Origin of the sequence: Oceanicaulis sp. HTCC2633, from assembly GCF_000152745.1 — a bacterium.
Taxonomy (GTDB): domain Bacteria; phylum Pseudomonadota; class Alphaproteobacteria; order Caulobacterales; family Maricaulaceae; genus Oceanicaulis.
Window position 1 is genome coordinate 1,188,008 of sequence record NZ_CH672428.1, and the last position, 16,724, is coordinate 1,204,731.

Consider the following 16,724-nt stretch of genomic DNA (forward strand, 5'->3'; position numbering starts at 1 on the left):
CGCCTTGTCGTTTATCGGGTAAATCAGGGTGTTCATGACATTCTTGGGCCAGGCCGCTTTCTGGCGCCTGGCCGGCGCCCTATCCAGCCCTTGTTACGTGGAAGTCTCTCAAGGCTTTGCGGCAGATCAGGCTGGGGGGCCATCAGTTCATGATGCAGGAATCCGCAGCGTCACAGGCTCTGCCTGTGCACTCGTCCGCTCTGTCGTGAACACTCACGCCTGACAACAAGAGCTTCCCTGAGATTTTGGGTCCCGCGCCGCTGAGACGGCGCGAGGGAGAGGGACGATTATGAACAGCTGGGTCTGGAATGCGGCGCGCACGGCCGTCATGGCGCTCGCGGGAGTGTTGTGTGGGACCGCCTGGGGGCAAACCACGGACTTCAACACGGGCACGAACGGCTTTGTGATTGACCAGAGCACGAGCGGCTCCTTCTCGACCACCGTACAGGGCTGGACGGTTGTGGTCGCGACCGATCCCGGCGCCACCACGACGCGGCTGCGGCTCGGGACCAGCACGCTGACAGGCGCGCCCAGCGCGGGCTGGATTCGCGGCGAAGGCAGCGCGGGCCTGTTCAACTCGCTCGAATTCCGGTCCGCCAGCCAGTTCGACCTCGACAGCATCTGGACCGCGGCCACCGCCTCGACAACCATTCAGCCGCTGAACGCGTCCTATGCGCCGATCGGCTCGGCCGTGGCCTATTCTCCGGGCTCCAGCCAGACCGAGATCAATCTGAGCGCCAATACGGATTTTGACGGCATTTACGGCTTCCGCATCGTGCCCTCGGACGGCAACACCCTGCAGCCCATTTCCCAGGTCACCATCAGCAATGTGGGCACGCCGCCCACCGTCACGCTCGCCGCCTCTCCGGCCAGCATGGGCGAGACGGGCGGCAGCTCGACCGTCACCGCCACCCTGTCGGATACGGCCTCCACGGCGACCACGGTGAACCTCGCCTTCAGCGGGACGGCGTCCGGCGGCGGGACCGATTACACCGCGAGCAATACCTCCATCACCATCCCCTCCGGCAGCACGACCGGCTCGGTCACCCTGAGCGCGGCTTCGGACGCCATCGCGGAAGGCAATGAGACCATCATCGTCGACATTTCCAGCGTCAGCGGGGGCGATGGCGCGACCGAGAGCGGAACGCAACAGGCGACCGTCACCATCACGGACGATGACAGCGCCGCCGTCACCATCGCCGATGTGTCCCAGGCCGAGAACGGGGGCGCAGTGACCTTTACGGCCACCCTGTCTGCAGCGGTGCAGGGCGGGTTCACCGTCGATGTGTCGACGGCGGACGGCACCGCCACGGTGGCGGACGGGGACTACACCGCCGTTTCGGGCCAGACCCTCACCTTTGCCGGGACATCGGGCGAAACACAGACCTTCACGATCACGCCCGGCGCGGACACCAAGGTCGAGCCGAACGAGACCGTGACGATCGCCATGAGCAATCTCACTGGCGCGTCCGGCACGGTCGACATCAGCGACACCGCCACCCTGACGATCAGCAATGATGACAGCGCCGCCGTCACGATCGCTGACGTCTCCGCCAATGAGGACAATGGCGCGATTACTCTTACCGCCACGCTCGACAATGCCGTGGCGGGCGGCTTTACGGTCGATGTTTCAAGCGCAGACGGGACGGCGACAACCGCGGATTCAGACTACACGGCCCTATCCGGCCAGACCCTGACCTTCGCCGGGACGGCCAGTGAGACCCAGACCTTCACGATCACCCCGACCTCGGACACGAAGCTGGAAGCGAACGAGACCGTCAGCGTGTCGATGAGCAATCTCGCCGCGACGGCCCTTAGCGTCACCATCACCGACACCGCCACGGTGACCTTCAACAATGACGATACGGCGGCTGTGACCATCGCCGACGCCTTTGGCGACGAGGATGCAGGCGCGGTCACCTTCACCGCTACCCTGTCCAACGCCGTGCAGGGCGGCTTCACGGTCGATGTGTCCACCAGCGATGGAACCGCGACGACGGCCAACTCAGATTACACCGCGGTTTCGGGGCAAACCCTCACCTTCGCAGGCACGGCCAGCGAAACGCAGACCTTCACCGTCACGCCCACCAGCGATAGCGCCATCGAGGCCGCCGAGACGGTGAACATCGCCATGAGCAATCTGGCGGGCACCAGCCTGGGCGTAGACATCAGCGACACCGCCACCCTGACGATCAACAATGATGATGCGGACGCCACCGCGCCGCGTGTTCAGTCGGTCACGCGGTCCAACCCAACCACATCGCCCACCAGCGCAAGCACGCTCGACTGGGCCGTGGCGTTCAATGAAACCGTGAACAATGTGGACAGCACGGACTTCGTGGTGAGCGGCGCCAGCGTTGCGCCCTCCATCACGGTACTGGGTTCAGGCGCGAGCTATACGGTGCGCGCCACGGGCGGCAGCCTGAGCGGGATGAACGGCACGGTCACCCTGAGCTTCGCCCCAGGCCAGAACATCGCCGATACATCGGCCAATGCGCTGAGCAACACCACGCCGATCGGCGCCAATGACAACACTTTCCTTATCAGCAATCCGACGCCGCCCGCTTTCAGCCTGGCCTTTTCCCCGTCGAGCATGGCTCAAGGCGCCGCCAGCACGCTGACCTACACCCTCGACAACAGCGCCAATGTGGTGAACGCCACATCGCTGGACTTCACCAACACCCTGCCCGCGAATGTGATCGTCGCGGCGACGCCCAACGCCTCAACCAGCTGCACAGGGGGAACCCTGACCGCTGCGTCTGGCGCGGGAAGCATCAGCTATAGCGGCGGAACCGTATCCGCCTCCGGCAGCTGCACGGTGTCGGTGAACGTCACCTCCAGCACGGCCGGAAACTACACAAACACGACAGGAAGCCTGACGTCATCGCTGGGCAATAGCGGGACCGCATCTGGCGGACTGACCGTGACGGACGGCACGTCGCCGACCGTCACCTCCATCACGCGCCTGACCCCCGCCAGCGAAACCACAGACGCGGACGCCGTGACCTGGCGCGTGGTTTTCAGCGAATCCGTGGTCAATGTCGGCGCGGCGGACTTCACCATCAGCGGGCCCTCCGGCGCGTCCACAGGCGTGACCGGGTCGGGCAGCACCTATGACGTCACCGTCTCGGGCGGCGACATGGCCGGTTTGAACGCCACCATCACGCTGAACATCGCGGGCGGCAATGACATTGCCGATGCGTCCGCAAACGCGCTCGCCAGCACAACGCCTTCCGGAACCGACGAGCGCAGCTACATCATTAGCAATCCTAATGCGCCCGGTTTCACCGCCGCCTTCTCACCCAATACGGTCGCGGTCGGCGGCACGGCGACCCTGACCTTCACGATCAACAATGGGAGTAACGTGGTCCCTGCAACGGCGCTCGGCTTTACAACCACCCTGCCCTCCGGACTGACCCTCGCCTCCTCGCCAAACGCCGCCACCACCTGTACGGGCGGCGCGCTGACAGCCTCTGGCGGGGCCAGCAGCCTCAGCTATGGCAGCGGCTCGGTTGCAGCCGGCGCGACGTGTTCCATCAGCGTCGACGTCATTCCGGATTCAGCGGGCGCCTTCACCATTACATCCGGCGCCCTGACCTCTTCACTGGGCGCGAGCGCCTCAGCGACCGCCTCGCTCACGGCGACTGATGCGACGCCTCCGGTGCTGACGGCGTTTCAGAGACAAAGCCCCAGCGACGCGCTGACCAATTCGGATACGCTGGTGTTCGCCATCAGCTTCAGTGAAGCAGTGTCTAATGTCACTGCCGATGATTTCAACAATCCGGGCACAACGGCGACAGGCGTGCTCTCCGGTTCCGGCGCCAACTACTCGCTGACCCTTTCGGGCGGAGATCTGGCGGCGCTGGACGGCTCGGTCAGCCTTAATCTTTCCGGCGGACAGGACATCACGGACCTAGCAGGCAACGCCCTGCCAGCGGGCGAACCCGGCGTCGACCAGAGCTACACTCTGGACAACACTTCGCCTGGCGTGACGCTTTCCACGGCCTCGAACGCCCCGGCGTCGGGACCCTTTACGCTCTCGATCACCTTCACGGAGGCTGTGACAGGGTTTGCTCTTGGCGACCTGACGGTGAGCAATGGCGTTGCGTCAGACCTGACTTCGCTCAGTCCTTCGGCTTACACAGTGACGATCTCGCCAAGTGACGATGGCGTCGTGACGGTGGATCTGGGCGCCGGCGTCGCAACAGACGCCGCCGGAAACTCCAACAGCGCCGCCGCGCAAGTGTCGCGCACCACTGACAACACAGCGCCGAGCGCAGAGATTAGCGGTCCGTCTGATGCAGCTCTGTCCGGTCCGTTCGCAGTGACGATCACCTTCTCCGAGATCGTATCCGGCTTCACCCTGGACGACATACAGGTAGGCAACGGATCGGCGTCTGACTTCAACGCCACCTCAGAACAGATTTATACGGCTCTCATCACCCCATCCGATGACGGCCCCGTCACAGTGGACGTGGCGGCCAATGCGGCTGAAGACGCGGCCGGGAACGGGAATCTGGCGGCAGACCGCTTTGCCACTTTCAACGACGCCACATCGCCGACTGTCACTCTGACCCGGGCCGGAAACGGTCTCGCTGCGGGCCCCTTCGACGTGACGATCAACTTCTCCGAACCGGTGAGCGGTCTGGCTCTGGAAAACCTGGCTGTCAGCAATGGCGCAGCTTCCGCCCTGACCGGCTCTGAGGCGCAGTATGCAGTGACAATCACGCCAACGACCGATGCCGAAGTGACGATTGACCTGGCGGCGGGTGTCGCCGTGGATGCAGCCGGCAACCCCAACCTTGCCGCAGACACGCTGAGGGTCAGCGTCGACAGCACGGCGCCGGTTCTGACCATCGACCTGCCCGGCGCCACAACGGAAGGCGCCTTCACCGCCCGCTTCACCTTTGATGAGAGGGTGAGCGGCTTTGAAGCATCCGACATCATTGTCACCAATGGCGCCGTTTCCGACTTCATGATTGAAAGCGATCGCAGCTTCACTGCTCTGATCACGCCCGCCACCGCAGGCCTGATCATGGTTGAGGTCGCGAGCGCGGCCGCGTCCGATCAGGCTGGCAATGGCAATGAAGCCGCCCAAGCCATCATAGAAGCGATCACCGGCACACAGGATGTGGAGATCGTGATCGACCAGACCACGGGCGATGTGACCGATATCAAGGCGGAGGTCCGGATCGGCAATCCGGGCAGCCAGTCGCTGAACTTCCGTATCGAGGTCGACGTGCCCTGGATCGCGGTTGACCCTGTGTCCGGGGTCATTCCGGCGCTTGGCGATATCTTGCTGAATGTGCAGGTCCTGCCCGAAGCGGTCGATCTGCCCGCGGGCGTCTATTCGGGCGTCATCACGGTCGTTCGCGACCTGCCTGCAAGCCCGTTGATGAGACCCAGCGCGACGGGCCGGGCGGCGACGGAATCCATCATTGTGGAGATCCCCCTGACCGTGACCATCGAGGAGCGTTTCGGCTCCATCCAGCTGGTTGCGACAACGCCGGGCGGCGTCCAGCGCGACGCCACCTTCCTCTACGCCTCCAGCGATGCGGATCTTGACGGCCTCCAGCTGACGACGGTTGGCGGCTCCGCCGCCTCCGCCAGCTTTGAAAAGGAAGCGGGCCTCTATGACGTCAGCCAGTCCGCGCCTGAAGGCTGGCGTCTCGATGAAATCAGCTGCTCGGGCGATACGGATGACGGCTCGGTCATCACGCTGAGCGACGAGCGGGTCCTGATCGACCTTGATCCGAACGAAGCCATAACCTGCACATTCTCCAATACCCGTGACGAGGATGCGGTCCGGCTGGCGACCCAGCGCGCCATCAACAATTTCATGATCCGGCGCGCTGATCGCATTCTGGCGGCGGCTCCGGATCTGTCCCAACGCCTGCGCGAACGCGAGACCGATACCCCCGGCCGGTTCAGCGCCCATATCGAGGGCGGCCGCAAGGCGCTGAGCCTGGCGACCAGCCTGTCTGGCATTCGCAATCATGTGCAGGCAGCCCAACCTCAAATGCCGGGGACTGCGGACCTTCATGACCAGGATCGTCACAGACTTGACGTCTGGATGCGCGCTGATTTCAGCGCCTTGTCCGATGATCGCGACGGGGGAGATGTGTCCAGTGATTTCGGTCTGTTGCAGATCGGCGCGGACTGGACACTGGGTGACAGTGCGTTGGTAGGGGTCATGGTCCAGCGCGACTGGATGGATGATCGCTCAGGCGAGATCGCGGAAAGCGCCGGGGCCTTGCGCGGGGCTCGCGTCGAGGGCGAGGGCTGGATGGCCGGGCCTTATATGGTCTGGAGTCTCGCCGACGGCGCCTGGCTCGATATGCTGGCGATGTGGGGCCAGTCACAGAACACTGTCGATCCGCTTGGCCTTTATGAAGATGAGTTCGACACGGACCGGCTGATGATCCGCGCCAATCTGAGCGGGGAATGGCAATCGGCCAACTGGCGTGTCCGGCCCTCGATCTCCCTGGCGCATTTCGAGGAGACACAGGGCGGTTACACGGATTCGCTGGGCATCGAGATTCCCGAACAGACGATCCGGATCGGACGGCTGCAGGCGGGACCGGAGGTCTCCTATCGCTTTGAACGTCGGAACGGCAGCTGGTGGGAGCCGGGTCTGAGCCTGAACGGCGTCTGGGATTACGACCCTGCCGCCCTGATGGATGAGCTGGGCCAGCGCATCTCCACAGGCGCGCTGCGGGCGGATGCGGGTCTGAGCCTGCGGGCCAGATTGTCAGACGGCGCAATGCTGTCAGGCGAAGTCCGGCTCGACGGACTTGGGAACGGCGATTTCTCGGCCAATAGCGGCCGCCTCGAAATCCGACTGCCCTTCTAGACCCCTTTGCACGCGCATGAAAAAAGGGGCCGCATCGCAAAGGCGATGCGGCCCCCTGCCTTTGCAGCTCAGCCCATGAGGGCCTGAAGCTTGTCCTTGAATTTGCGCCCGACTGGAATGACCTGGCCGTTGCGCAAATGAACCAGAAGCCCGCCCCATGACGTGCGTGAGGTCTGGATGCAATCGCGAGCGGGGACGATGTAGGAGCGATGGACGCGAATGAAGCCTTCCTCCGCCATCTCTTCCTCAAAGGCGCTGATGGATTGCCGGTGCAGCAGGCTGCGCTCGCCAATATGCAAGCGTATATACTCCGCTTCAGCGGACACGTATTCGATCTGGGATGGCTCCACCCGGATATTCTGTCCGCCATTGCTCACCCAGATGGACACAGGCCCCTGGCTGGAGCGCGACCGGGTCTCGCGCAATCCCTCAAGATGCGATTGCAGTTTCTCCAGACGGCTCATCGCTTCACGCGAGCGCAGAAGCTGCCGTGCGCGAGACAACGCCAGCTCGAGCCGGGCGGGCCGGATGGGCTTGGTCAGGAAATCGATCGCGCCCGTGTCATAGGCCTGGGCCGCCATGGCCGGAAAGGCCGTCGCAAAAATGAACAAGGGCGGCTCATCGCGGAAGGTGGCTTGCGCCAGCGCCTCCACAACATCGAAGCCATCGAGCTTGGGCATCTCGATATCCAGAAAGACCAGCTCGGGTTCCTCAGCCTGGATCAGGGCGATCATGTCCTCGCCATTCTGCGCCTCGCCGCAGATCTCGATATCCTCATCAAGGGCGAGCATCTTGCGCATGCGTTCACGCGCCAGCGGCTCATCATCCGCGAAGCAGACTCTCATCCTGGCTCTCCTTGAAACGCAATGGCAGCGCCAGAACAGAGCGGAAGCCGCCCGCAACCGGGCCCGCTTCAAGCGCCGCCTGATCGCCATACACGGCCGCCAGACGATTTCTGATATTGTTCAGGCCTGTCCCCGTGCCTGCTCGGACGCTCGCATCGGGCGCCTCGGCACACCGGTCCGAAACCTCGATCACCAGTGAATCCGCCAGTTTTGACACGGCGATACGAACGGTCACGGTCGTCGTGTGCGCGGAGACGGCGTGCTTGATGCTGTTCTCGATCAGGGGCTGGATCATCAAGGTTGGCGCCAGCGCCTGCTCCAGCGCCTCGGGCAAAACCACTTCGACCTCCAGCCGGTCGGGAAAACGGATCCGCTCAATATCGAGATAGCGCAGCTGGGCCTCTATCTCGTCCCGGACCGGTGCCAGCTCGGCCTGAGGCGCGATCAGGGCGCGCTCATAATAGCTCGCCAGCATGTCCACCATGCGCTCAGCCTCCTCCACACGCCTCGACGTCAGCAAGGCGGAGACCGAGTTCAGCGCGTTGAACAGGAAATGCGGATTGACCTGATAGCGGAGCGCGCGCAGCTCGGCCTGTCGCTGGGACTTCTCGGCCTGGATCGCATCCGCTTCACGCTGCCTCAGCTGCCGCGCATACAGGAACGCCACCAGCACGACGCTCTGGGCGAAGAAAATGTGCACGCTCGCCGACCAGGCCACCAGGCTATGCAGAAACAAGGGCTGATTGGCCGCCGAAAATGTCGTGATCATCCACCAGTTGAAGACCGCGAAGGGGATGGCGGTGACAGTGGAGGCCAGCACTACGAGGGCGGCCGTCAGCCAGACTGATCGCCCCCAGAAAAAGCGCAACACGGCATACATGCACAAGGACAGACAGGCGCCCACGCCGATCACGACGAGACGCCCGGGAAGAAAGCCGAGCACATCCCTGACGCGCACAAAGTCGAGCACGATCCGGGTGAAGAAATAGAACCCCCAGCACAGCATGATCAGCCCGAACGCAATGAGCGTTTCTCTGACGAGCGGCGAATTGGGCATGAAAGACGGCCTTTGCCGACGGTCCGGTATCTGTGTGGTCCCCATCCGGCAATACTAGACCGGACCGTGCAGGCCATTCAATTTGCCCGCTAGGTCGTTCACCCGATAAATCAGGTCGTTGGTGGCATTTCCAGCCTCTGATCGCGCTCATGGCCGCGTTCATGACTTTGCGCTGGCGCGCTCCCCCCGCACGCAGAGTATGTCCCGCTTCAACGGGCGGGCTTCCAAAGCCACGCCCAAGCACAGAGGGGAGAATGTTCAAGCATGCAACAGTTTTCATTGATTCAAGCCGGCCTGGTGAAGGACCGAGGCTTGAGACTTCGGCTCCTGTCGAGCGCCCTTGGGTGCGGCCTGCTGGCCCTGCAGCCTGGGGCCAGCGCTCAGGACGCCCCGAGCCAGAGCATCCATGTCGAGACCGATGGGGACGTGGATATCGTCGTGGACGCGCCTCTGGTCACCGATCAAGACGGCAAACCGGCGATCCTGGGGCGGTCCTTTCTGGGCGGCGTCACCATCAACAGCCATGACGTGCTGACCCATGGCGCGATGTCCGACGGCATTTTCGCGCAATCCTTCGCCAATGATGGCGAAGTCCTGATTGTCAGCGGCGATGTGGAAACGACCGGCATCGGCTCAAGGGGCATTGTCGCTCGCAATGAGGGCGCTTTCCCCAGCAGCCGGACACAGGTTTTCAGCGGCAATGTGACGACTGCCGGCGCCGACGCCATAGGCATTCACGCTACCGCCATGGCGGGCGTTATCACGCTTGAAAGCCAATCTGTCACGACCAGCGGCGACAGCGCCATCGGCATTCAGGCGCACGCTGAGTCCGGCGATGTCCAGCTGCTGAGCAATGAAGTGAAGACATCCGGCTTGAACGCCGTCGGCATCCAGGCTGAAGCCAGCGACTTTGTCATTGTCGACAGTCTCGCTGTGACCACCTCTGGCGACGGCGCCCATGGCATTGTCGCAGAGGCCGGCATGAGCGCCTATGTGCGCAGCGAATCCGTACAGACCGAAGGCGAACAGGCGCACGGCATCGTGGCGTCCAGTACAGGCCAGATCGCCTATGTGGAAAGCGAGACCCTGGCGACCCGGGGCGATGGCGCGATCGGCATCCTGGCCCGCTCCAATGGCAGCGTGGCCGTCCGCAGCGGCAGCGTCTCCACACAGGGGGAAGCCATAGCAGGCGGCGATGGGGGCGACTTGCCGCCCGGTGATGGCGGAGACCTGCCTCCTGGCGATGGCGGCGATCTGCCTCCGGGCGATGGAGGCGGCGATCCCTTCCCGCCCAGTGAACCGGTAGACACCCTGCCGGCGACGCCCAATGGCGCCGCCATAGGCATCCTGGCGATAAGCGATGGCGCCGATGTCTTTGTGGAAAGCGGTTTCGTCTCAACCGCAGGCTCGGGCGCGACCGGCATTCATGCCTCGGCACAAACCGATACGATAGTGATCAGCGATGAAATCCAGACATCAGGTGAAAGCGCGATCGGGCTTCTGGCTCGCAGTCGTTTTGGTGACGTTAGCGTTAGCAGCGGCGCTGTATCAACTCAGGGAGATTTCTCCACCGGCATCTCACTCCTCAGTGAGTCCGGAAACGTCCTTGTACTAAGCGAAGCGCTCTCCACAGCAGGCTTTGACTCCGCGGGCATTCGGTTGACAGCGGACAAGAACGTCATTGTTGACAGCCAGTTGGTCGAAACCTCCGGAGATTCCTCGAGCGGCATCCAGGTTCTCACCCAGACGGGCGAAGTCGACATCATCAGCGGCGACATCATAACACAGGGCGAGGATAGCGACGGGATTTCCGTCATCGGTCTGGGCGGCGGATCAGACGTCCGGATCAGCTCAGGAAGCCTCTCGACGGTCGGCGACGGCGCTGACGGCATCTTCGTCAACACCTTCGGTGATGTCAGCATCGCGGCGGACACCATCGCCACGGCCGGCGTAAGCGCGGCCGGCATTTATGCCGATGCAGGCGGAGACCTGTCCGTTCAGGTCAATGACGTCACCACGGACGGCGCCTTGTCCGCTGGCATAAGCCTGCAATCGAGCAATGGCGGCGTCACCGTCAATGCAGGCCGGATCTCCACAACCGGCGACAGTTCCGCGGGCATTGAAGCGGTCGCCTTCAATGGTGACATCGCCATCAACGTGACCGAGATTGATGTCTCCGGTGACCGGTATATCCCCGGAGATGGCGGCGGCGAACTGCCTGTGGATCCCAATCCCGGCGGCGGCCCGGCTTCGACCATGATTAATGGCAATGTCATCGGCATCGCCGCCAGCAGTTTCAATTCCGACATCTCCGTAACGGCTGACAAGGTCACTGCCAGCGGCTTGAACACGAATGGCATCAATGTATTTGCGACCGGCGGTCGCGCCGATGTCACCGCTGGAACCGTGGACGTTGACGGCGTGGGCGGCGTCATTGGGTTACGGGCCCGCGGCGATCTGGGCGCACACGTCATCGTCGACAGCGTCACGGCGGTCTCAACGCTTGAGAACACGGCGCCGGGAGAAACCGATCCCTTTGGCGAGGCCATTTCCGTGGGCGCCGTCACCGGTCAGGCCCGCGTGCAGGCCAATAGCGTCCGCACCGAGGGCACCAAGATGACCGGGGTGGAAGTGATCTCCGTCAACGCCTCGATCCTGGCCGAGATCGGTGATGTCGTCGTGATCGGTGAAGGCGGCGGGGGCGGCATCCGCACGCTCAGCGGCGCTGACGAAGGCGACGGGGGAAGAACCGATATCCGCGCCAACTCCATCGTGACGGACGGCGATTACATAACGGGCGTCCGAGCCGTTTCTCTGAAGAACTTCAACGATATCCGTGTGGGTCAAATCCAGACAGACGGACGGCATTCCGTCGGGGTGTTCTCGGCGAGCCAGTCAGGCGCGAACATTGAGGTCGGTGAGATCGTCACCACCGGCGATGTGTCCGATGGCATTCAGGCCATCAACCGCACCGGGCTGAATGGCGGCGAAGGTCCGCTCATGCGCGATCCGGATGAGTATATCATCGGGGACGGCGAACCGGATGAAGGTCCGGGTTCCGGCGAGGACGGTGTGTCCTTCGGGACCGGCGAGGCCGCAGCAAATGAACCCTTGCCCGGTGCGATCCCTGATGGAGACATCGTGATCACTGCCGGTTCGGTAAGCACGTCGGGTGATTCCTCACGCGGCATTGCGGCCCATGCCAATGGCGATGTGATCATCGTCAGCGGCGCCGTCACCACTACGGGCGAACGCACCCGTTATTTCTCCACCACGGATTACCAGTTCGGCCTGAGCGTGAGTGGTCTGTTCGAATTCGAAGGTCCGGCCTCCCACGGCATCGACGCCCGCAGCGATTACGGGGCTGTCGCCATAGAGAGCCAGTCGGTCACGACGCTGGGCGCCGGCGCCCACGGGATTCGCGCACAAACGGCCGAAGGCGACATCACAGTCCAGGCGGGCGACATCTCGGTGTCCGGGCAGGATGCTGACGGCCTGCATCTGGTCAGCCAGACCGGCGATGTCACCGCCACGGTCGAGGGCCATGTCCGTGCCGAGCTGGGGGCCGGCGTTCGCATCGCCAGCGCCGGCGCCATCGAGCTGATTATCGCTGATGGCGGTCAGGTGGACAGTGCGGACGGCGCGTTCGCGATCGTGATCGAGCCCGGCCTTGTGCCAGACGATCCGATCATCCCTGAAGACCCGGTGAGCGTGCTCGCGGCGCAATCGCTGGGCGGCACGGCGACCCCGGTCACGAGCGGCGCTTCGCTGACCGTGGATGAAGGCGGCGTTCTGCAAGGCCGCATCCAGCTGACGGACGGGGATGACACGCTTCAGATCGCCGGGCGCTTTCTCGCCTCCGGAACCAGCCTGTTCGGCGACGGCGAGGATGTCCTGGTCAATACCGGCTCGGTCTTCGTGACTGATGGCGCCGCGGCCTTTGACGGTCTCGAGCGTTTTGAAAACCAGGGCCTCTTCAGCCTGGCCAATGGGGATGCCGGCGACAGCCTTGATCTGTCAGACATCGCCTTCATGGGCGGCGAAGGCAGTGTGCTGGCGTTCGACGTCCTCAGCGACGGCGCCGGTGGCGTCCTGGCCGATGACATCACCTTCGGGCTGGTTCAGGGCACGACCGAAGTGGAGATCGCGGCCGAGGCCGGGCTGACACTTGACGCCAGCGTGGACCTGATCACCTTCACCGAACCTGTAGCGGATGACGCTTTCCGCATAAGCGCAGGAACCGCGGACGCCGGGTTCATGCAGTGGACGCTGCGCCAGTCTGCGAACCGTCTCACCCTGGCCGCCAATCCCGACGTGGAGGTCTTTGAGATTGTCCAGGCCGGCGGCGTCGCCACAGACCTCTGGCATGAAGGCGTACAGGTCATCCGCCAGCAGGCCGCCCTCTCTCGTTCAACACAAGGCGGAAGCGGCGACGGCCTTTCAGGCTGGATCGAGGCCGCGAGCACGGACCGGAACGGCGCAGACATGAGCCTGAGCACGCAATATGCCGGGGCCACCTTGTCCCAGACCCTGTCTCGCGATCTCAGCGCCAACTCGGTCTCAGCGGGCCTGACCTGGCGCACCGGCGCGGCGCATTTCGGAGCCGCATTGGGGTATGTCGATGGCCGCGCTCAGTTTGACGGCACAGGCAACGAGATGGAGATGGAGGCGGTCAGCCTGTCTGGCTATGGCGGCTGGAGCACCCAGCGCTATTTCGCCAACGTGATCGGCAAGCTCGATACCGGGACGCTCGACCTTAATGTCGTCAGCGCGAATGAGCGTAGCAATGTGGATGTCACCACCTGGGGTCTGAATGGCGAGCTGGGCGCCCGTTTCCAGTCCGGTAATGCCCATGTCGAACCGACAGTGTCGATGAGCTGGGTCTCCGCCTCCCTGGACGAGGCGGCGTTCTCCACCGGCACCTTCGATCTGGAAGACGGCGATAGCCTGAAGGCCGAGATTGGCGCCCGGGTCGGTCACGCCTTCACTGCCGGCGCCTGGACGGTTCGTCCGAGTGCAGCGGCCTATCGGGTGGAAGAGCTCGCAGGTGAGAACACGGCCCGTTATGCCTCTGGCGCGAGCCAGCTGGCTTTGCAGGACGAGCCGGCCGGATCCTACACCCGTCTGGAACTCGGAGCCTCTTTTGAGACGGGCGCGGGCCTGGTGCTGAGCCTCTCCGGGGAAGCCTTTGACGGCGACCAGTCCGGTGGGGCCATCCGCTTGGGAGGACGGATGCAATTCTAGGAGCGCCCAAGCTGCTCCTTCCCTCCCTGCCCCCGTCGAGGTTCCCCCACCTCGACGGGGGCTTTTCGTATCCGGATTCAGGATGGTCTCTTCTCGAAGACGTTCTCAACGCCTCAGGCGTCGTGTGCGCTGCCCGGCGGTTTCAACAAAATGGTGGTCTTGGGATGACGCCGCGATGACGCGAGACGCTTTATTGACCGGCTTCGGCGCCTTGGAGCGACTGGGTCGTGTGCTGACGGATAATCTCTTCTGTCAGCACCTGCGGGAGGATCACGCCTTCATCAATCCCCGCCCCCTGCTCGAAATAGAGATAAAGAGGCACCCCTGCGCGCCCGTACTCGGCAATGAAGCGGGAAATCTCCGGATCCTCACGGGTCCAGTCGCCCACCATCAAGCGAATGTCATTGCGCTCAAAATGGTCAAGCGTGGCCTGCGTCCTGAGCGCCGTCGCTTCGTTCACTTTGCAGGTGATGCACCAGTCAGCCGTGAAATAGAGAAAGACCTTCTGATCGTCTGCGAGCAGCGATCCCAGGGCCTGCCGGGAGAAGCCCTCTCCTCCTTGGCTTTCAACGAGCTCGGCGGATGCAGAAGCGTCTGAGAGCCAGGCCAGGGGAAGCACGCTGCTCGCCCCCAGAACGATCAGGCTTGCGCCCAGGGTCTGGCCAACCCGCCCTCCATGGGACAGCGCCTTGGCCGCAGCGGCCAGCGCCAGGCATGCCAGAAGGCCTATGGCCATTCCATCATGACTGGTCTGCGCGCCGAGCACCCAGAGAAGCCAGATCGCGGTTACAAACATGGGAAAGGCGAGAACCTGCTGCAGGGCCTGCATCCATGGGCCAGGCTTCGGCAACAGGTGCTGCGTCGCCGGGGCGTGCGTGATAACGAGATACGGCAGGGCCAAACCGCCGCCCAGAGACACAAACACCGCCAGTGCGCCCAGAGGGGATGCAATCATCGCATACCCCAAAGCCGACGCCATGAATGGCGCCGTGCAAGGGGCCGCCACAAGAACGGCGAGCATGCCGGTCAGGAACGCGCCGCGCAGGCCCTGACGCGTCTGAAGAGCGCCCCCGAGCCGCTGCAAGCTGCCCCCGAGCTTCAGAACGCCCAAGAGGTTCAAACCCACGCCCGTCATCAGAAGCGCCAACCCCATGACGACGACGGGATTCTGCAATTGGCTGCCCCAGCTGGCAGCTGGCATGACGCTTCTGCCGATCAGGACCGCCAGTCCGATCAGTCCGAAACATGACAACACACCTGCAGCATACGCCCAGCCATCCGCCCTCATCGCGGCCGGCTTCAGGCTGGCGGTGCGCGCGAGAGCGATCGCTTTGAGTGACAGCACCGGCAAGACACAGGGCATAAGATTCAGAATCAGCCCGCCCAGAAAAGCGAACATGATCGCCTTCCATACGCCTTGAGCCGTTGCAGAGGCGGCGACCTCACTGGAAGGGCTCTGCGCATCCAGCGGCAGAGCAACACTCACACCCCGATAGGCGCCCTCCCCGTCGGTGAAAGCGAGAACGCCGGAAAGGCGAGACCTGTCCCCCTGATAGAAAGGGTCAGCCCGCACGGAGAGCTCATGCTCGGTTGAGGAAACCCGAGTCACCGTCTGTGGATCCGCGTGCCATATGACGGGCTCTACAGGGAAGAAGTACAGATCATCGATGACTTCCGGAGCGATGATCTGCAGCCTGAATTCACCCTGCGCGGTGCTCGCATCAAACCGCCACTGATCAGCGCTCTCCGGGAGGGTCAGAACGTCCGGGTTCATTTCTGGTCGTGAGGTCTCTGCTGAAGCGGACACCTCGACATCGAGCGACAGGCTTGCGCCACCCTCAACACAGTCCCGTTCACGACAGGCAAGCCACTGAAGCTCGAGCTCTACGCTCTTGATGTCGCCCGGACGCGCAGTGTTCGGCGCCACAATCCGGAACGGCAGAAAAAGGGTTTCATCATAGCCATAGCCAAAAACACGCCCCTCCCCGTCCATGATCCGACGCGGCGTTGGCCACCCCTCGGCTTCGACGCTCCACCCCTCTGGCGCCTCCCACCGTGCGACAATGGCTTCACCCGCACCGGGATTGATCCAGAACGTGCTCCAGCCGGGCTGATGCTCCAGCCTGATGCGCACATCGGCGGCGCCACCCGGCTCCATGCGGACAGACACGGGGCTAAGGGTCGCCTCTACCGGCGACGCATTTTCGGGAAGAGGCTGTGCGCGGCTGGGCGCGAGGCAAGAGAGCGACAGGGCCAGGGCGACAGCCAGCATGCGAACAGCGTTCTGAAGCCTGCCTGGGACGCGCCTCAAGCTCAACCGGTTGCGCCTAGTCTTCAACACGCAGCAAAACCCGGATCGGGTGTTCGATAGGCGGCAGACACGTGTCGCCGTCGCAGGTCTGGTATTCCACCATGCCTCGGATCAGCATGTCTCCGGATGGCGTGCGGGGGTGAAACCTCACAGGCTGAAACAGGCTGACGACCTCACCTGTCAGGATATCGTAAGCGCCAAAGGAGATGGGCTCGGGAAACCGGGCGTCGGCGAATTGCGCATACTCATGATCGCGCATCGACACGGACGTCTCGACAAGCCCCTGACCGGCATTCACCCCTGTGGGGGCGTACAGATACCAGCCCCTTTCCAGTTCAACGCGAACCTCGATCTCGAACGGCGTCCCGGGCGCTACCGACTCAGGCGCAACGACCTCGACATTGACAGGCTGGG

Annotated in this window: 6 protein-coding genes; 2 read left to right on the forward strand and 4 right to left on the reverse strand. The window is 63.4% G+C overall.

The window, feature by feature from the left end; all coding sequences use genetic code 11:
- Positions 1–289: 289 nt before the first annotated feature.
- Complete coding sequence (locus OA2633_RS05705) at positions 290–6,853, forward strand: Ig-like domain-containing protein (RefSeq protein WP_009801542.1); 6,564 nt, start codon at positions 290–292, stop codon at positions 6,851–6,853.
- 68 nt (positions 6,854–6,921) lie between these two features.
- Here OA2633_RS05705 and OA2633_RS05710 read toward each other — a convergent pair whose 3' ends face one another.
- Together OA2633_RS05710 and OA2633_RS15245 are read right to left on the reverse strand one after the other, a co-directional pair.
- A complete protein-coding gene (locus OA2633_RS05710) occupies positions 6,922–7,698 on the reverse strand; it encodes a LytTR family DNA-binding domain-containing protein (protein WP_009801543.1) in 777 nt (258 codons plus the stop codon).
- Positions 7,676–8,755: a sensor histidine kinase gene (locus tag OA2633_RS15245; protein WP_009801544.1), complete on the reverse strand. Its 1,080-nt coding sequence runs from the start codon at positions 8,753–8,755 to the stop codon at positions 7,676–7,678. Before OA2633_RS15245 ends, OA2633_RS05710 begins: the two co-directional genes overlap by 23 nt.
- 312 nt (positions 8,756–9,067) lie before the next feature.
- Between OA2633_RS15245 and OA2633_RS05720 the strand changes: the two genes are divergently transcribed.
- Positions 9,068–13,999 carry an autotransporter domain-containing protein gene (locus OA2633_RS05720; protein WP_162010973.1) on the forward strand — a complete coding sequence of 1,644 codons (4,932 nt, stop codon included), beginning with the start codon at positions 9,068–9,070 and terminating at the stop codon, positions 13,997–13,999.
- Between the two features lie 190 nt (positions 14,000–14,189).
- Here the strand turns inward: OA2633_RS05720 and OA2633_RS05725 are convergent, their stop codons facing one another.
- Both OA2633_RS05725 and OA2633_RS05730 read right to left on the reverse strand, forming a co-directional pair.
- Positions 14,190–16,169 (reverse strand): thioredoxin family protein, encoded by a 1,980-nt coding sequence (locus OA2633_RS05725; protein ID WP_162010974.1) that lies wholly within the window; start codon positions 16,167–16,169, stop codon positions 14,190–14,192.
- Positions 16,170–16,326: 157 nt separating this feature from the next.
- Positions 16,327–16,724: protein-disulfide reductase DsbD domain-containing protein (locus tag OA2633_RS05730; RefSeq protein WP_009801547.1), on the reverse strand; the 398-nt coding region annotated here is incomplete at its 5' end.

Coding starts and splice junctions, on each gene's coding strand:
- OA2633_RS05705 (WP_009801542.1), top strand. CDS start 290: ATGAACAGCTGGGTCTGGAATGCGGCGCGCACGGCCGTCATGGCGCTC.
- OA2633_RS05710 (WP_009801543.1), bottom strand. CDS start 7,698: ATGAGAGTCTGCTTCGCGGATGATGAGCCGCTGGCGCGTGAACGCATG.
- OA2633_RS15245 (WP_009801544.1), bottom strand. CDS start 8,755: ATGCCCAATTCGCCGCTCGTCAGAGAAACGCTCATTGCGTTCGGGCTG.